General features: G+C 55.0%; 14 protein-coding genes, 1 tRNA gene and 1 pseudogene. 5 read left to right on the top strand and 11 right to left on the bottom strand.

Features of this window, described 5'->3' with window-relative positions:
- Positions 1–282: 282 nt before the first annotated feature.
- A complete protein-coding gene (locus MOV63_RS28775) occupies positions 283–1032 on the bottom strand; it encodes an SIMPL domain-containing protein (RefSeq protein ID WP_247039015.1) in 750 nt (249 codons plus the stop codon).
- A 242-nt stretch (positions 1033–1274) separates the two neighbouring features.
- Between MOV63_RS28775 and MOV63_RS28770 the strand changes: the two genes are divergently transcribed.
- Positions 1275–1350 (top strand) — tRNA-Ile (locus tag MOV63_RS28770).
- A gap of 200 nt (positions 1351–1550) precedes the next feature.
- On the opposite strand, the pseudogene MOV63_RS33080 reads toward MOV63_RS28770, so the two are convergent.
- From MOV63_RS33080 to MOV63_RS28755, 3 genes and pseudogenes are all read right to left on the bottom strand, one after another.
- Positions 1551–1892, bottom strand: a pseudogene (locus MOV63_RS33080) (tyrosine-type recombinase/integrase); the annotation flags it as partial.
- 601 nt (positions 1893–2493) lie between these two features.
- Positions 2494–2760, bottom strand: a complete 267-nt coding sequence (locus MOV63_RS28760) for an AlpA family transcriptional regulator (RefSeq protein ID WP_247039011.1) — start codon at positions 2758–2760, stop codon at positions 2494–2496.
- Between the two features lie 10 nt (positions 2761–2770).
- Positions 2771–2989 carry a helix-turn-helix domain-containing protein gene (locus MOV63_RS28755; protein WP_043613259.1) on the bottom strand — a complete coding sequence of 73 codons (219 nt, stop codon included), beginning with the start codon at positions 2987–2989 and terminating at the stop codon, positions 2771–2773.
- A gap of 65 nt (positions 2990–3054) precedes the next feature.
- Here MOV63_RS28755 and MOV63_RS28750 point away from each other — a divergent pair, with 65 nt between their 5' ends.
- The 4 genes from MOV63_RS28750 to MOV63_RS28735 all read left to right on the top strand — a co-directional run bounded on the left by MOV63_RS28750 (position 3055) and on the right by MOV63_RS28735 (position 7568).
- The gene (locus MOV63_RS28750) at positions 3055–3498 is read left to right on the top strand and encodes a helix-turn-helix domain-containing protein (RefSeq protein ID WP_247039009.1); all 444 of its coding nucleotides are present in this window, start codon (positions 3055–3057) and stop codon (positions 3496–3498) included.
- Positions 3495–3848, top strand: a complete 354-nt coding sequence (locus MOV63_RS28745; protein ID WP_247039007.1) for a hypothetical protein — start codon at positions 3495–3497, stop codon at positions 3846–3848. Before MOV63_RS28750 ends, MOV63_RS28745 begins: the two co-directional genes overlap by 4 nt.
- 196 nt (positions 3849–4044) lie before the next feature.
- Positions 4045–4326 (top strand): helix-turn-helix transcriptional regulator, encoded by a 282-nt coding sequence (locus MOV63_RS28740; RefSeq protein WP_247039005.1) that lies wholly within the window; start codon positions 4045–4047, stop codon positions 4324–4326.
- A gap of 113 nt (positions 4327–4439) precedes the next feature.
- Positions 4440–7568, top strand: a complete 3129-nt coding sequence (locus MOV63_RS28735; protein WP_247039003.1) for an Eco57I restriction-modification methylase domain-containing protein — start codon at positions 4440–4442, stop codon at positions 7566–7568.
- A 90-nt stretch (positions 7569–7658) separates the two neighbouring features.
- Here MOV63_RS28735 and MOV63_RS28730 read toward each other — a convergent pair whose 3' ends face one another.
- The 7 genes from MOV63_RS28730 to mobC all read right to left on the bottom strand — a co-directional run bounded on the left by MOV63_RS28730 (position 7659) and on the right by mobC (position 16896).
- On the bottom strand, positions 7659–8933 hold the full coding sequence (locus tag MOV63_RS28730; protein ID WP_247039001.1) for a type II toxin-antitoxin system HipA family toxin: 1275 nt from the start codon (positions 8931–8933) through the stop codon (positions 7659–7661).
- Positions 8930–9160, bottom strand: coding sequence for a helix-turn-helix transcriptional regulator (locus MOV63_RS28725; protein ID WP_247033781.1), 231 nt, complete (start codon positions 9158–9160; stop codon positions 8930–8932). Before MOV63_RS28725 ends, MOV63_RS28730 begins: the two co-directional genes overlap by 4 nt.
- Before the next feature lie 194 nt (positions 9161–9354).
- On the bottom strand, positions 9355–13059 hold the full coding sequence (locus tag MOV63_RS28720; protein ID WP_247038998.1) for a hypothetical protein: 3705 nt from the start codon (positions 13057–13059) through the stop codon (positions 9355–9357).
- A 153-nt stretch (positions 13060–13212) separates the two neighbouring features.
- A complete protein-coding gene (locus MOV63_RS28715) occupies positions 13213–15063 on the bottom strand; it encodes a type IV secretory system conjugative DNA transfer family protein (RefSeq protein ID WP_247038996.1) in 1851 nt (616 codons plus the stop codon).
- Between the two features lie 66 nt (positions 15064–15129).
- A complete protein-coding gene (locus tag MOV63_RS28710; protein ID WP_247039022.1) occupies positions 15130–15462 on the bottom strand; it encodes a hypothetical protein in 333 nt (110 codons plus the stop codon).
- A 3-nt stretch (positions 15463–15465) separates the two neighbouring features.
- A complete protein-coding gene (locus MOV63_RS28705) occupies positions 15466–15939 on the bottom strand; it encodes a hypothetical protein (RefSeq protein WP_247039020.1) in 474 nt (157 codons plus the stop codon).
- A 771-nt stretch (positions 15940–16710) separates the two neighbouring features.
- Positions 16711–16896: a plasmid mobilization relaxosome protein MobC gene (gene mobC / locus MOV63_RS28695; RefSeq protein ID WP_247039017.1), complete on the bottom strand. Its 186-nt coding sequence runs from the start codon at positions 16894–16896 to the stop codon at positions 16711–16713.
- Positions 16897–16949 lie beyond the last annotated feature (53 nt).

The following is a 16949-nucleotide window of genomic DNA, read 5'->3' as shown; positions in this document are numbered from 1 at the left end:
CCGCGCCCGCGTCGTGGATGCTGGCCGCCGCGTCGTGGTCGTCGCCGGCTTCGGTTATCGGGGTCCGGAGCGCATCCTGTTCGCCAACGAGCGCGGCTGCCCGGTCATCCGCCGCTAGGCTTTAACCCAAAGAGCCCTTCCGTCTCCATCGCCCGTTGACGGAGGACAAGCGCCCCCACCAGGTCTGACGATCTGGTGGGGGTGTTTTATTTTTCGCCTTATCTGCCGGACGGGGGCGGGCGCCATTGGGAAGGGCGTCCGGCTCTGTTCGACAACCCGTCATTATTGCTCGAGGGCAAAGGTGACGTTGACGGTCACCGTATAGGTGTTTTCGCCGCCGGCGACCGGAACTGCCTCGGCGGCCATGTCCTTGGCCATCGCCATGCGCATCATCGGCTGGGGTGCGGGGCGCATGGAATTCTCGCTAATTTCCAGGATCCGCCCGAGCTTGACGCCGGCCGCTTCCGTCAGCGTCTTTGCCTTGGCGAGTGCCTCGGCGACCGCCTTCTTGCGAGCCTCCGTCATTGTGTCGTCCGGCTTGTCGTTGGTGAAGGTGATTTGACCGCCCTGGTTGACGCCGAGCTTCACCGAACGGTCGATCAGGCCGCCGAGCTTCTCGAGATCGCGGACCTTGAGGGTCAAGGTGTTGGAGACCTCATAACCGATGACCTGCGGCGGCTGCATGACGCCATTCTTCGCCTCGGGCTGGCGGTATTGCGGGTAGATCGAGAAATTGCTGGTCTGGATATCGCGATCGGCGATGCCGTCGCTTTTCAGCGCCGACAGCACATCCTTCATGGCGGCGCTGCTGGCCGAAAGTGCGGCTTGCGCCGTCTGGCCGTTGCGAACCACCGCAAGCGTCAGGATGGCCATGTCGGGCGCCACGGAGGCCTGGCCTTCGCCGAGCACATTGATGACCGGTTCGCGGGGACGAACATCCTGGGCAAAACCCTGACCCGCAGAAGAAATGGCGATCGCACCGGCAAATGCGGCTGCAAGGACGATACGTGACGACGAAAGCGCAGCGCGCATGGATGTTCTCCCCGATCTGTCCGGGCGGAAGGGACGTTTCTCCCTCGACCCGCCCGTCATGTTGCATCTACCCCGCGAACAAATCCAACCGGGAATCGGCTCGGCATATTCGCGCCAGACGAGCCTACCTGCCGGTTGATTGTGAAGCTATTGCGGCAACGGCTTGTGGCTTCCGATGAATTACGTTAGAGCGAACCTCCGGGTGAGGGCGGACCATTGCGCCCCACTTCTGCCGGATCGGCGGGCCTGTAGCTCAATGGTTAGAGCCGGCGGCTCATAACCGCTTGGTTGGGGGTTCGAGTCCCTCCGGGCCCACCATTTCTGTCTTTGGACGTTGTTTTTCCATCGTTTTTTCCTCGATTTGTCTCACCGGAATTCCGGTTGGATGAAAGTGGGACATTTTTGCGGGCCACGTAGGTCTTTCGACGCTCGAAACCGGCATCAATGATGCGCTTGGATTGGGCGGCTTTGGTGTAGTGCTGCGCCATCTTGGAATCAGACCAGCCGAAGATCGCCATCAATTGATGCTCGGTCGCTCCGGCTTCGGCGAGGATTGTCGCGGACGCCTTTCTGAGGCCGTGCGACGAGCATTCCGGCAAATCAGCATCATTGCACCACTGGCGCATCTTGTTGCCGAAGCCGTTCCCGCTGAACGCCTTGCCATATTCCGTGACAAGGAAGATCGGCTGATCATGTGTAATCGCGTCCAGCGCCTCGCGAAGCTCGTCTGTAGCAGGCAAGCTGAGCGACTGTGCATATTTGCCGGAACCCTTCTCCGGCATGAATTCGATGCGGTCTCCCACGAGGTTCCGCCAGCCGAGCTTGACCAAGTCGGAGCGCCTGACGCCCAGATTCAGCATCAGTTCCATAGCAAGGCGGGCCATGGAGCCGAGCGGATATGCTGCGCGATAGCGCGCCAGTTCCGCTTCGCTCCAGGTATGGAAGCCGGGGGACTTGTGAATTTTTGTAACGCCGGTTGCTGGATTGAAGGTCGCCAGTTCGGCGCTGATGGCCCAATTGAACAGCGCCTTCAGGTACTTCACCAGCTTGTCGGCTGCGCCGGGCGTGCCGCTGCGCTTCATCTGGCTGGCTTCAATGTCTGATTTGCGGATCTTCTTGAAGGGCAACTCGCCCACATTGATGCAATAGCGATTGAGAACGCTCTTTTTGTCCTTCTGCGTAGCCGGAGACTGGCTTTGAAACGCCTTGGACCGATAATAGGTCTCGACCAGCCAGCGAACCGAGCCGGGTTCCAGTCGTGAAATCGGAACGGTCTTTTCACCACGATCGCCAGCCAGCACGCGGTGATATTCCTCGGTAAACGCCTGGGTGACGCTGCCCGCCTCGTCCAGATAAACGGATGTCATGCGATATTTCGGCATTCCTGGCAGGCGGAGATAGAAGCGCTCGTTGCCGTGCCGGTCGATATCCCGCGAGCAATATTTGAAGGGGACGCGCTGGCTACCCAACCGCGTAATCAAACGGGTTTTCGCCATCGTCTTCGTCTCCGCTCAAGCCCTGTTCTTTGATATCGTACCAGGACGCCCGGATTTCCTCGGCATCCCAACGGCGCAGAGCGCCGATCTTCACGCCTTTCGGCATAAGGCCACGGCGGACCCAGTCGTCAAAGGTCCCCGTCGAGACATCCAGAAGCTCCGCCGCACGGACGCGGCTGACCGCGAATTTGTAGAGCGGTCGCGGGGCTAACGTTTCAGCTTGCTGCTTCATATGCCGCTCCTCACGCTCTGGAGGCGTTGTCAGCAAGCGCCAAAGCCTTCTGCTTGGGCTCGACCATATTCGCCGCAAGATACTCATCCACGGCGTTTTCCGGCAGGAACAGGCTTCCGCCAATCCGGACATGACGGATTTCTTGCTTGGCGATCAGATTGCGGATGCGTGCGACCGGCCATCCGGAACGGTCTGCGAGCTGTTTGGGGGACAAGAGTTGCGCCTGCATTGGAAATTCACCTCCAACTGATGATAGAATGATATGAACCCGAAAGAATCACATCAAGCTCAAAAATGCAACGCGATTATCAGAAAAATAATAACTCGACGCAAGACACGCTGCTCATTCAGATGGGCAAACGTTTGGCGATGATCCGGGAAAACTCGGGATTGAAACAAATCCCCTTTGCGGAAGCGCTTGAGGTCTCCCAGGGCGGCTACAATACCTACGAGCGCGGCCAGCGAGAGATACCCGTTCGCGTGCTGCGCGCGCTCTACACGAAGTTCAACGTCAATCCAGTCTGGATGATGACCGGGGAAGGCAGCCCCTACAATCGAGACACGGTAGATCTGTATCACGAGGTCACGAACCAAGTTGATGCCTTTATCGTGCGGGAAAACTGTCAGGTGGAACCGGACAAGCGCTTGAAGCTCATCCGGTTCCTGATCGACTACGCCGAGCAACACGGCGAATTCACAGAGGAAATTGCAGAAAAATATCTGAGGTCAGCGATATGAGTAAGTCGAGCTTTGAAAAGAAAATCGAACAGGGTTTCTACGCGATCGGACGCCAACGCGATCAATTGGCCTCCGAAAAGCGAAGGTTGGCGAGGCAATTGCGCTATGCCCAACATTCGGCCCGGCTCGCGAGCCTTTCAAAGCAATATGATTTCGGAATGGTCTTCTTCGCTGCAATGGGAGCTGTCTTGCTCATTGTGTTTGATGGGAGAAGCGGCTCCGATGCTTGGTTGACGCCTGTGCTGAGCCTCTCCCTCATGCTGTTCGCTTGCGGCAATGCGTTGCGTGGCCGGAAGATGGTCAGCCGGATCAGAAGCTTCAATGACCGCTTCGGTAGCTGGCAATTCTAACGGCAATTATTCAACCCACTTTGATGGGTTGAATAATTTCTAAAAATGCATTATTTGAGCCATTGAAAGGGTCAATTAATGCGTTAACCCGCCACGCTGCGACGCTGTAATTCAAAGGGAGACGCGGTCAGCTTCTTGGGCGCGGCTACTGTTAAGTGACCGTCTCGGCATCGTGCTGCAGGAGTGGAATCCGCAAATGGCGCGTTGGAAAAAGCCATCGAAAGATGAGATCCTGGAGAACCGTCGAACGCTGGCGGAACGAGCTCGCTGCGGTGACCTACGGCTGCCTGGAGGCGTTGCGGAACTCCGTAAGGGTATCGGTATGAGCCAAGAAGAATTTGCGAAAGTGATAGGTCTTACACGCCGACAAATTGCAGAAATTGAGGCCGGCTCAGCGAACCCAACGCTTGAGACATTAGGCAAGATCGGCCGGCTTTTCGGCCTTGAAATAGGATTCGTTGCAAAGGCATCAACTTAACGCAATTGTGAAGGCCGACTGTAGGGGCACCTACCATCGCTCAAAAGACAAGGAGGTTTCCGCGTGTTTCAACGACGTGGTACAACCGATTCGAATATTAAGCTCAGAGAGTTATGATGCCCCTTTTCCACCCACGCGTACTAAAAAAACATATTGAGCACCTGCAAGCAGCGAACGAAGCGCAGCAAACCATCTTAAATGCGTGGTCAGGTAACCTTGCCCTAGGCTTATACGATAGCGAAACCAAGAACGACGGGCAATTTATAGAGCACATCTTGGTACAGCTACTCGGATACAAGCAGAGTGGCACGTCCCCCAGCGCTTGGAGCGTCGTTAAGAACCAGCCTATTGCGTCTGGTAACGCGGACGCCGCAATTGGTCATTTCGAAGTTGGAAAGGAGCGAATTATAGCTCCTTTTGAGCTCAAAGGCGCAAAGACACAAGACTTAGATGCAATAATGCCCGGGAGAGGCAAAACACCCGTTCAGCAAGTCTGGGAATACGCTGTGGATGCGAAAGGCGCAAAGTGGGCCTTGCTATCCAATTTTCGAGAAATACGACTTTATGCTGTTGGTTATGGGCGAAAAGACTATGAGCGCTTTGATCTCGCCAAGCCGGGTGACATCGATAATTTTAAGAAAATGATGTTGTTGCTGTCGGCTGATAACTTGCTAGGAGGCACTACAGCAGCTTTGCTTTCCGAGAGTGAAGTAGTTGAAAAAGAGGTAACAGACGCTCTTTATTTAGATTATCGAAATTTAAGGATGAACTTGGTTTCCAGCATATCAGCAGCAAACCCCAAAGTCCCAATGCTTCAAGTAGTAAATTATTCTCAGACCATTCTCGACCGAATACTTTTCATTGCATTCGCAGAAGACAGGGGCTTGCTTCCGAAAGAGACGTTAAAGAAGACCTATGAAGCTTCCAACCCATATGCGCCGCAGCCCGTCTGGAATAATTTTCGAGGCCTTTTTACGGCGATCGATAAAGGTCGGTCTGATCTCAAAATTCCCGCCTACAATGGTGGCCTATTTGCCGAGAATATCGACCTAAACGCGTTGGAGCTTGATAATGACCTGTGCGAAGCGTTTAAAGCGATCGGAGCTTATGATTTCGACAGCGAAGTCAGCGTTAACATCCTTGGTCATATATTTGAGCAATCCATTAGTGACATCGAGGAAATCAAACTTGCTGCCATTGGAGCACCGATACCCGAAAAGACTAAACGCAAGAAGGATGGGATATATTATACTCCCCCACATATCACGCGCTACATGGTGGAGCAGGCGATCGGTAGTTGGCTGGCAGAACGGAAAGAAGAAATTGGATTCTCAAAATTAGCTCAGCTGACGGACAGTGACTACGCATCAATAACGGTTGTTAAGAGCGGTAAAAACGCGGGCCAGATTCGATACAACAAAAATATAGAGGCTCATATTGCAGCTTGGGAAGCCTACGATAAAGTATTGCGAGGGGTTCGAATTCTTGATCCAGCATGTGGATCGGGTGCCTTCCTTAATGAGTCGTTTGACTATCTTTATCGTGAAGGCCAAGCGATCAATTCGCAGTTGACCATACTTAGCGGCGGTCAACTTCACTTGTTCCGGTGGGATACTCATATTCTCAATGAGAACCTTTACGGCGTCGATATCAACTCAGAATCTATCGAAATAACTAAGTTATCTTTGTGGCTGAAAACGGCAAATAAATCCGAAAAGTTAACTTACCTTGACGATAATATCCGATGTGGAAATTCACTGGTCGATGACCCGACGGTGGCAGGCGTGGACGCCTTTGACTGGAAAAAACAGTTCTCGAAGATCGATAAGGAAGGCGGGTTTGACGTCATAGTTGGAAATCCGCCGTACGTACTTTCCCGGGACAAAACTCTTGAAGAGCTGAAAGAATACGCTAGATTAAATTATAAATTATTCGATGACAAAGTTAATCTTTACATATTATTTGTAGAAAAAAGCTTGAACCTGTTAAAGGACGGAGGGTATCTATCTTTCATAGTTCCAAATTCATTTTTGGGAATAAAATCGGCGACGAAAAGTCGAGATCACCTTGTAAGGAACACGGAGATATCGTCAATCGTTAATATACTTGGATCAACATTCAAGAATGTGAGCGTTGAGGCGATCGTATTCTGCACTCGAAAGGCTCATCCCGACGGTAATCAAGTAGAGGTTGGAACGATTAGCCACGCCCGTGACTTGGAGTTACCCTTGGTCAAGGTGCCCCAGGTGGAGTGGCTGAAATCACCAACCGTAATCTTCGATTTGAAAAGCGACGAGGCGGATCGAAAGCTTCTCGATAAACTCTCTTTGGCTCCGCCTCTTCGTGATTACTACAATGCCAAGGCAGGTCTTCAGGCCTACGAGAGAGGAAAGGGCACTCCACCGCAAACCGCAGCGGACGTCAAAGGTCACCCTTTCGATTACGACCATCAGTTTGACGAAAGTACATATCGCTACCTCAACGGTGGCGATGTCGGCAGGTATTCGTTAAATTGGTCGGGTCAGTGGTTGAGGTGGGGGGAATGGCTTTCGCAGCCGCGTGACATGTCTCTTTTTGCTGGTGAACGAGTATTGATCCGAGAAATCACGGGAAGATATCCGCGTACCCTGATGAGTACGTATGTGAGCGAAATTTATCTGAACAATAAAAGCATTATTAATGTAGTTCCAAAATATAAAAACTCGGATATGAAGTATATTTGTGGACTCCTCAATTCAAATTTGATTTCTTTCTTTCATAGTCGACGGTCCGTAAAATCAAATAGAAGTATATTTCCGAAAGCTGTCGTAGAAGATATTAAAAATTATCCAGTTATAATCCCGGACGACGAAAGTAGGAAGGTCGTCAGGGATAATGTTGATTTATTGATCAATAAACAACTTAAGATAGATAAGATTCACAATCAATTTATTTCTCTGCTGACTTCTGAGCTTGGAGTACAAAATCCTTCCGAAAAGATACTGAATTGGCATCTAACGCCATTCCCTGTCCTTCTCAGTGAGTTTGAGAAAAAAAAGGTTAAGCTCACTTTGCCGAAGAAAGCTGAATGGATGGATTATCATCTAGGTGAATTGGCAAAACGATCGGCTATCGAGACTGAGATTGATGCGTGTGAGCGCAAAATCGATGCTCAGATTGCTAAAATTTACGACCTGACGCCGGAGGAGATCACGGCAGTTAAAAGCGTTCCGGTTGTCCAAATGCCTGAGGATCCGGATTAGTTGATGGGGCATTGTCAGAATTAGGAATAGCTCCATCCGAATACCCGAAAGAATTTTGAGACCTTTGGTTCGGAAGGTTTTGGCTATACCCTAGGGGGGCATTTCACCTAGCGTTGACGGTGCTCCTTTCGCTCGATTATATACAATTTCGTGCAGTCCCTTGCCTGTTTCTGCCCCGATACCATTGAATAATTCGTCGGCCAAGTTGGTGCTTTCACTCATGATCGCGTCGCAAAGTTCGGCAACTCGACGGCGAACGAGCGGAAGTCCAATGCCGGCGTCTTTTGCGAACGCCTGCCAACCGTCGGCGTTCATTTCCGCAAGTGTTGCTCGTTTTCCGATCCGCATAGCCATCTTCGATGAAAGGTCTGGATAAACCACGGTGGATAGCAGATCGTACAAGGGTGCCATTCGCGGTCCCGCATCATCATAAAGGATCGAAAAGTTCTTACCGTGGGCGTCTGCATTTCCGACAATGAGATTGAAAATAGCAGCGTCCATTAGCTTTGCTATATCCGTGCCCGGCCGTTTAGATACCCGCCGTAGCAACTCGAAACAATCCTTAAAGGTCGGCCCGCCCTCGCTGGCATACTTCGTTTCAGGCGGCACACCAAGTGCTTGGCAGAAGTCCTCCTGGTGAACACGGCGAACCACACCATCGGCGTCGCGAAGACGATCATAACGCTCGACCAGGAGAAAGGGGCGCCCATTCGCGGACCTTGCTTCAACCGGTGCAACACCGAGACCGATCGCTGCCGCGAGTTTCATCACGAAAGCTTCGTTTTCAGTCGTTCCTGGGAAGCGCGCGATTGGCGGCTTCAGAATGTGCGTTGTTGCTTGGCCGGGAACTGGAAGCGCGATCTGGCCATCGATTAGAACAACGGGAACTTTTGATTGCGCGCCGGCGAGCGACAGCCTCAGCCCTTCCTGGCCGGCCAAAAGCGGCCGCGTCGGAAGTGCGTCCAGTATCCGAACGATTCCGGCCTCATCAAGAGATGCCGGCTGCTGGTCCGTGATCGGTCCTGCTGTTATCGGCTCCTGATCTTCCGGCAAAAGCTGAAGCGCGCCGGCGACGTCGCCGCCCAGGCGATCAAGAAGCGCGAAGTCGTTTGCAGGCGAAACCCCCAATGCTTGCGCCGCAACAAGGCGTTGGCTCTCCTCGGGCAACAGGCCGCCGAAAAATGGTCGGCATTCGCGACGAGAAAAACGCTCTGGGCGCTTTGGGAGGGAGGCAGACAGCGGAAGCGCCTTTTCGTCATCAAGCCAAGCTTCGGTGTAGGCAAAGCCGATATCGCCATGTCTATCTTGGGTAAATTGCCCAACGATGCGACCATCCCACCAGACATTGAGAACCCTCACCGTCATTTCCTACGTTCCCCAGGAGCCAAAATATCGATCGAACAACCGAGCGTTTGCAGGACCTGCAAGACTTTTCCGATCTGTGCTGTAGGCTTGCCTGCTTCTAGATCGACAATGAACCGGAGGCCGACGCCCGAAACGCCGGCAAGCTCATCCTGGCGCAAGTTTTGCTCCTTGCGCGTGCTGCGGACCAGGGCGCCGATGTCGGCTGGATTTTTGACTTGCTTTGCCATCTTTGTTCCCGATCGGGAAAATAACAGATAGCGGCACGGTCTGTCGAGCGCTGTTTTCCCGATCGGGAAATTTACAGAAACTAGCGAGGTTGTCATCAAAAATTTTCCCGATCGGGAAAACTCAACCTCGATATTGCCACTTATTAATCGACGAAATTCACTTCTGGAAGCGCGAGGCTCCAGCCTTCAGGCGCTTACGCGAAGAAATGCTCCAGTCGATCGTATGTCAACAGCGTGACCGCGTGTGCGATCCGATCCGCCGCAAAGCTCATTGGTACGGTGTTCGCGAATACAAGTGCGCCGTCCACAACGACTTTATCGAGCTTCAAATGGGCGCTGAATGCACCTTTATTCTCATTTGCCAACCTGACACGTTTCAGATGCTTGGCCAACAAATCCGACCGCCCTTTCTCGTCGGTCTTGCCGCGGAATTTTGATAGCTGCTTTGCTATCTCGCTTGGCGTCTTCGCAAACTGAAGATCTTTGCATTCCAAAAGCATTACATGGCCATCCGAATGCCAAGCCAGCACATCAATATCACCAGGATCTTCAGAGAGGCCCTTTCCGAAAACTTGAGAAAATTTCACACCACGGCGAGCGTTCCATCCGAGTTCTTGCAGGCGCACAACAACGCGCTCCTCAAATTCAGCGGCCTCTTTCGCTACGATGTGTTCCCGCCAGCGCCTCATCTCCTTCGAGGAGAGAATACTAAGGTCAAATTGGCCTTGGTGGTAGTTGTGAAGCATGATCGAGAAAGCATCTCTGATCATCCCCGGAGCGACGACCACGGAAGCATTGGGCGCCTCCTCAATCCTGAGAATAGGGCGGCGTGCGACGGAAAGTCGTCGACGGAATCTCCATGGTTGCCTGTCCTGGTCATTAAACGGAGGGGCAACACTTTTCCACGACGGCCGAGATATCAACTCGATCGCGGAAACAAAGGCTTCCGCGCATTCGATGTGCTGGCTCAGATATTCAACGATGTCATTTCGAGGCACAATTTCGTAGACCGCTCCCTTTTCATAGAGTCGATTTTCCAGGGCCTCTAAGCCGGCGCGAAACTCGACAAAAGACAGCCCTATCTCAGCCTCCCAAGCGACAAGAAATGCCGCCTCGACAAGATCAGAAACATTAGAGGGCGATAACTCTGGATCGCGCAGCAAGCCTTTATAGTCCTTGCCGTGTTTCTCTAACTGCAATGTAGCGAAGGACCTTCCAACCGGCTCGACGATGCCCTCAAAGAAAGAAGTGTCGATTTGCACCTCTCCTGCTGGAGATATTCGAATTTCTGGCTTCATGCCTTCATAGTGGATGGCATCGGAATATCCGCCCAGATGATGGATCATCATCGCCTGAGCCATAAGCCGCGATAGCTCTATATCCGCCAACTGATATCCTACACCGACAGGACATTCACATATCGCCGCTTCCAAAATTATACGGCTCGCCAGGTCGGTTCCATTGGCCTTCATAAGCCGTTCGAAAATCTCGTTGCGAGTCTCTTCTGGATCGGACGCGAGGCCCATTATCGCCGCAGAAGTCCGCTCCCATCTGCGCTTGTCAAAAATCGACGCCTCCAGATTAGAAACGACCCGATCGATCAGGGCATGCCTCTCGTAACTCGAGAGGTCTTTGCAAAATTGTTCTTCAGCAGCGACCGTGATGGCATTCAGTGCCTGTGTACACTCGTCTTTGCCCTTGAGCGTGCCCCCAGGACGCGGCACACCATGCCAGCCAAGCCCCAATCTTATCGCTGCGTCATCAAATGCGGTAATATGCGTCGCACTCTGGCCTATCGAATCGCGAACCTGATCCCTGAAGTCTTGCGGCGCGAAAGCATGTAGCTGTCGTGCTTGTGGTGATGGAACAATCCTCATCATAAGACCCGGCATGTCCGCTATTGTTTCCCCCGAGAGCCGAACGGCCTCAAGCACAACAGCATGCATAAGCGCAGCCTCAGATGCGTTATCAGGGACCGATAACCCTTCGAAAAATGTCGGACCTATTTCGCTGACAACCGTTTTGGTTTCAGAGTCGTGGGACGTGATGATTGCGGCGTTGATTTCCTCAACGGACGGTGCTCGTATATCTTCAGACCGCATTTGAGGCCAGTCAGATGTGATCAGACGCCACGTGAAGGTATCGGGGAGCCCTCTGAGTACTTCATCCAAAATCGGGGCTATTTGCTCCATCCAAACCATCTGCATTTCAAAAACGGGATAAAGTCGTGCGGCTCGGTCTCCTCTAGGGATTGTTTCAACCCACCAGTTGCGACTACGGAATTTCCATACGGCGCGAAAACGGCCGCGGCTTGCGTCTGAATAAGACACGTATATCCGCTGCGTTTTTTCCGGCGAGCGTTTGCCACCGTCTTTGCGACGAACGACGACTATTTCACCGCCCGGTGCGATCAATGACTGTTCGTCAAATCTTGGGTGGTGTTGCAGGCGGAGATCGAGGTGAGCGTTGGTTGGAACCACCAGTGTTACGTTCTCAGCGCCGTCCGGCAATGCTTCGTGGGGAACGACGTGCCCTCGATTTCCGAATGCAAAGCCAATACGCGCCAAAAGCCCATTGATCGCCATCAACGGAAACCCTTTTGACGCCGCATCAAGTTCTGCGAGAAGAAACTTGAAAAGTTCAGGAACTCCGAAGTCGTGCCGCCAGCCCAGCACCTCCAGATCGTAGCTACTTATAGCCTCGACCATCCAGTTTCTCGGGCGCGTCAATTCAAGTAGCTGTCCTCGACCAAAACCGCATAATACAACCAGGGAAAGCCCTAGCTTATAGCCTGGTTTGGCTTCACAGGCAGAGGCTGTTTCCCGAAGGAGTTCAGTTAGCGTTTCGGACTTGCTCCCCCCCTCCGGATTTGGCCGATCAAATCCCGTTTCTGCAAAACTTTCGAAGTCCTCGGCTACTAACACAAGGTGAAACCAGTAACCCGGCTGAAACTCTACAGGAGCAGAGGGGATAACTGTGGCGCCCGGCTCGACTGCGGTAGGTGGGATATCGACACGCGAGATGGCTGGATTTAGTGATATCTGATTGGTGTGAGACTGCAGAAGGCCGATGTGAAGAACCTGATCGGTGCCCGCGCCGATACATGTCTCGATTACGGCACGACGAATTGCTAAGCCCGCAGCAGAAGGAAGGGCAAGAACAATCGCGTCACCAAAATTGATCAAGGGGCATCTTTCGAGCGCGCTACCGCCGTGAAGTCCTATGCCAACGTTCCGAGCAGAAGGCGGCAGAAAGAACATACCAAGACTGCTCAAATCGCCGCCCAATCGGGTGATTTCTGCCTCTGTAAAGGATACACGCTTCGCCAAATTTTTGAGAGTTGGAAGGCGATCGAGAGATATCGACTCAACCTTATACTCCGAACCCGCTTCAAAGGCGTCCAGACCCGCTCGATGGCAGACGTGGTCAGATATCAACAATAAGCTGCGGCAAGCACTCTTCAGTGTTGAATAGGGCAATCCGTCTGGAATAGTCTCAAGCACGTTCAGTATGTGCTGAAGATGATGACAGTTTGCCTCGGCAAGTCCCTCCAGCACGAGATAGTTGCGCCCCTGGTAATGGACCCTGCCTACGAAAACATCTTCTGCGGCATCTTCCATGAACGCCACGGCCTGTCCAACCTGCCGGAACCACCTAGAGGCGTCCTGTTTCGTGGCTTTCTTTTTGCCCACAGCATTGGAAACAATAAGGTGGCTTATGGCTTCGAGACGCACTGCATTCGCTTGAAGATGCGGAACGGTCACCAATCCGCCGGCTGCGGCGATGGTCGATTTCGCATCATACTGCCGGAAGATTGAAGCTAGCGCCTGAGCGTTCCGCTCTGAATTTCCAGCAAGCATTTGCTGACTTTCGAAAAGGCTTTCGGGAATCTTGAGCATTCATCACCGGCCTTTAGAACAATTGAATGAACCTCATTGTATCGCACGCAGCCACTCGCGCTATAGCTGCATATCCTGTAACCACAGGAAAATCGGTCCGAAGCGGCGCTGCATCACTCGATCGAGTACCTGCGACCGTCTTGGCTTAACGCGCTACACCATCGGATTCCGGTCCAGCTTCCCCCTATATGCCGGATGCCGGTGCGAAACTATCGCGTCGATCAGCGCGGGAGGCTTCGATCCCGTAAGCAGCAGCATCCTGCCCGTCTTCATTTCCAGGATCTGATCGGCGGTCATGAGCTTCTGGCGCTGTTCGGCGGTTGAGGTCTTGCGGCTCTCGCCGAACTTCGCGGCTGATTGTTTGGTGCGGGTCAATACCGTCTGATCGCCAAGGGCGTTCGCGGCCCAATTGGCGGTTTCGAATTCGGCGCGGCCGAGACCGAAAATGCGGGTGGTGACGCAGGAGCCGAGAATGCTGGCGGTGTCGCCCTTGCCATAGACGCTTTCGATCTGGCCCTTGTCCTGGGTAACGAATAGAGCCTCGATGCCGCAGCCGGCGGCGACGTTGGCGATGTTGATCAGCTTTTCCATGCGGCCGAGGCGGACAAACTCGTCCAGCACCAGCAGCACATTCTTTTTCGGCTTCTTGGCACCCTCAAGGCGCACGGCCATGCCGAGAATGATGTTTGTCAGCAGCCGGAGAAAGACGGCCTGGGCGTCCACTTGGTCGAGCGGGACCACCATGAAGAGATCGGCGCGGCCCTCGAAAAGGTTTTCGAGCGAGCATGTGGAGGCGCTGAGGAAACTGCGCAGTTCGTCGGAACGCGCCCAATCGAAGGCCTTCTTGATTGTCGTCTTGATTGCGCCGCGCTCATTCTCGCCGGCTGCTAGGAAGGTGGCTGCGGCGGCGGCCGGGCGGGTACCAAAGGTCTCCGGCGCTCCGGCCCATTCCGTCAGCGTCTTTTCAAAGCCTGCGGAAAACAGCAGGTCCATGACGGTGATCAGGTTGCGATCGGCTTCCGCGCGCCTGACCATGACGACCTCAATCACAGCGGCAATCATCGATTTCGCCATTTCGGCGAAGTGTGCGCCATTTCCGCCTTCCGGTCGAACAAGCCCCTCGGCAATGACCTCGATGTCGCGGACCAGGTGCGCTTGCCTGATATAGTCGAGTGGATTGAAGCGATCCTTCGACGGTTCGATGACGCCGAAGGGATTGAGAACCACGACCTGACGGCCGAGCGATCGGCGATACCGGCGCGTCACGGCGAAATTCTCGCCCTTGATGTCGAGGACGGCGACCGGGCCGTCATGGTCGATGATGGCGGGAATGACGACGGACACGCCTTTCCCTGCGCGCGTGCCGGCGATGGCAACATGGTGGCCGGCGCGCCATCCGGTTTTCGTGTTGGGGCGGTAACGCAGCATTACGCCGCCGGAGAGACCGAGCGGCAAGCCGGTGTCGTTGTGCCGGAGTTGGCGCAACTCCTGGCGGTTCATCCATCGGGCGCGCCATGGGCCTTGTTTGGAAATGCGGCTCGAAGATGCCGGGGCGGCAATCGAAATTGCCAGCAGAATGAGGAACAGCGGTACAGGCAGGCCGATGGCGAGGCTGGTTTGCAGGCCAAGCTTCTGCGCCTCTGTGAAACGATCCCAGGTCGATACCATGCCTCGTATGCTCTCGATTCCGGAATAGCCGGCGTTTCGCCAAGCCTTGAAGCTGTCGAGCAGGACGCCTACCGCAATGGCGGGGTCGGTAAGGGCGAGAGCAGACGCGGCAAGGAGGGCAGCCCCCACAGCTAAGCCCGACGCGCTGCGGATGCGGCCCTGGGTGTCTCCCGCCAAGGTCAGCAGCGCAAACCCGGAGAACATGACCAGGATCGCGGCGCGCGCATTTTGGTAGATGGGTGGCCAGAACAACGGCGCGGTTTCCATCAGCAGGAAACCGGCCGCCAAGACGGCAATGGAAAGGGCATAACGATAGGGCTGAATGATCAAATTCATGAATCGAAACTCCAGAAGGAAATGAGGATCAGTTGCGACCGCGACCGGGCGCGGTCGGTCGGCCTGTCACGTCTGCGGCGCGACCGCCTCCAGCATCGCTTCGGCTTGCTCCAGCAGGGCGAACGCTTCCGCCAGCTCGGTCGAGGCCGTGCCGCTGGAATGATTGCCGGAGGCGAGCCAAGCGTTCATGAAGGTAGCCTGTGACGCGATGAGCGATTTCAGCGATCCTTCCAAAGCCGCTTGCCGGTTTTCGATCATGTCGGTCGAGCGTTTCTCCAGCGCCTCGAATTGCGCGGTCCCGCTGCTCAATGCGTTCATCAACGTCTCGACGTAACCCAGCAACTCGCGCTCCAGAGGCGAAAGGCTCTCGGGCATCGGTGGTCTGGTGGGTGTGGTCATCGGTCAGTCTCCCTGGACGATCTTCAGGCATGGGGTTTTGGCGGTCCCTGCCTGACAGGTGATCAGCTGAAGGCGGTTGACGTCCCAGGTCAGGACTTTGCCGTTGCTGGTCTGGTTGATCTGCAAGCCCATTTGCCAGAGGCTGGCGCTCTGGGCGCGATCGATCATCAGCCCCGCCCAAAACCAGCTCGCGGTGAAGCTCAACAGGACGATCAGCAACGCCACCGCGCCCATGGTCAGGAAGTACGGCTGCACCATCGAACGGAGCCGGTTCACGTCCGCCTCGGTCATCGCCAGTGCCTCGCTCAAGTGCTGGCGGTTCGCGTCCGTGAAGCTGCGGATATCGGTCTCGATTGTAGCTTGCGCGCGCTTCAAGGCTTCGCTCCAATCGGTCGCGAAGCTCGTCGGGAGCGATGGCGTTGAGCCGGCTTCCGGATCGGGTGGGCTCGCCAGCCGCTCTTTCAAGCGCTCGCTCAAGGGTATTCTCTCGGGTCCAGTCTTCACGGAACAGGTCTCCTTTCAGGCGCCAGCGCTCGTCCGTCTCCGGATCGCGGACGGTGACGTAGTTTTTGCCGGCGCGCGGCAGATCGAAACCCGCCGCCGTCAAAGCCTCGGCCATGCTCGGACGGTCATGGATTTCGCCGGTCTCGATGCGCTGGACGATCCAGTCATGGATCAGCTCGCGCGCATCGCCGCGCCTGACGCTCTCGATGAGGCTGACGGTCTCGCGCGAGCGCTCCGGCGCCATCGGGTCATTCCAGCCGTGTTCCTTGTTCAGAACATCGCGCAAGGCGTCGTAATGCTTCTGGTAGCCGGGCGGCGCTATGTTGAGACTGCGCCCACTCGCAAGCTCCATGCGCGGCGTCACGAAATGCAGTTCGACGCGGCCTTCGTGGGTGTGGCGGACCCAAAGCATATCGTGCTGGTCGGGTTCGAGGCCGGCAAAGGCAAGGCTCTCAAAGGCGTCCATCACCTGCCGTTGCTGGGCAGGGTTCGGCGCGTCTTCCGCCGTGAAGGCGATGACGCCGGCGCGATAGGTCCACTGGTGCGGGCAAGCGTCGATCAGCGAGCGCATCCTGTCGGCATCGCCGCGCAGGACCTCCGGCAGGGGCTCGCGGGCAAACAGCATGACGTCGCCGCGCTCATCGCGGATCGCGTTGCGGTTCTGGTCGTAGGCGACGACGTCGCGCTCAACCAGGTAGTCAACCGGTCCCGATCCGCCGCCCTGACCGTTTCGGAAAAACTTGATCAGCACGGCGCACCATCCTTGGCCGTGAACTGCTCAAGCGTTTCCGATAGCGCCCGCTCGATGGCGACAAGGCGCGCGGCAACCGTGATTGCGTCGATGGCGGATACCTGGCCCTGCGCCTGGGCCGTGTTCAGCCATCGCGCAATCTGGTTGAGGTTGCCGCCGATCCGGGCGACGGCGCGCACCAGCTCGGGGTCCACCTTGGGGACCGGACGACGGCGGCGCGCCTCGGTGAGGC

Source organism: Neorhizobium sp. SHOUNA12A, from assembly GCF_023006505.1.
Classification (GTDB): Bacteria; Pseudomonadota; Alphaproteobacteria; order Rhizobiales; family Rhizobiaceae; genus Neorhizobium.
Note: the sequence above shows the minus strand (reverse complement) of the source record. Positions and strands in the feature narration are given on the sequence as shown.

Bases quoted from the DNA above. Each gene is read 5' to 3' on its own strand.
- MOV63_RS28735 (WP_247039003.1), top strand. From the start codon at position 4,440: ATGATGCCCCTTTTCCACCCACGCGTACTAAAAAAACATATTGAGCAC.
- MOV63_RS28760 (WP_247039011.1), bottom strand. From the start codon at position 2,760: ATGAAGCAGCAAGCTGAAACGTTAGCCCCGCGACCGCTCTACAAATTC.
- MOV63_RS28745 (WP_247039007.1), top strand. From the start codon at position 3,495: ATGAGTAAGTCGAGCTTTGAAAAGAAAATCGAACAGGGTTTCTACGCG.
- MOV63_RS28720 (WP_247038998.1), bottom strand. From the start codon at position 13,059: ATGCTCAAGATTCCCGAAAGCCTTTTCGAAAGTCAGCAAATGCTTGCT.
- MOV63_RS28750 (WP_247039009.1), top strand. From the start codon at position 3,055: ATGCAACGCGATTATCAGAAAAATAATAACTCGACGCAAGACACGCTG.
- MOV63_RS28730 (WP_247039001.1), bottom strand. From the start codon at position 8,933: ATGACGGTGAGGGTTCTCAATGTCTGGTGGGATGGTCGCATCGTTGGG.
- MOV63_RS28725 (WP_247033781.1), bottom strand. From the start codon at position 9,160: ATGGCAAAGCAAGTCAAAAATCCAGCCGACATCGGCGCCCTGGTCCGC.
- MOV63_RS28755 (WP_043613259.1), bottom strand. From the start codon at position 2,989: ATGCAGGCGCAACTCTTGTCCCCCAAACAGCTCGCAGACCGTTCCGGA.
- MOV63_RS28775 (WP_247039015.1), bottom strand. From the start codon at position 1,032: ATGCGCGCTGCGCTTTCGTCGTCACGTATCGTCCTTGCAGCCGCATTT.
- MOV63_RS28715 (WP_247038996.1), bottom strand. From the start codon at position 15,063: ATGAATTTGATCATTCAGCCCTATCGTTATGCCCTTTCCATTGCCGTC.
- MOV63_RS28710 (WP_247039022.1), bottom strand. From the start codon at position 15,462: ATGACCACACCCACCAGACCACCGATGCCCGAGAGCCTTTCGCCTCTG.
- MOV63_RS28740 (WP_247039005.1), top strand. From the start codon at position 4,045: ATGGCGCGTTGGAAAAAGCCATCGAAAGATGAGATCCTGGAGAACCGT.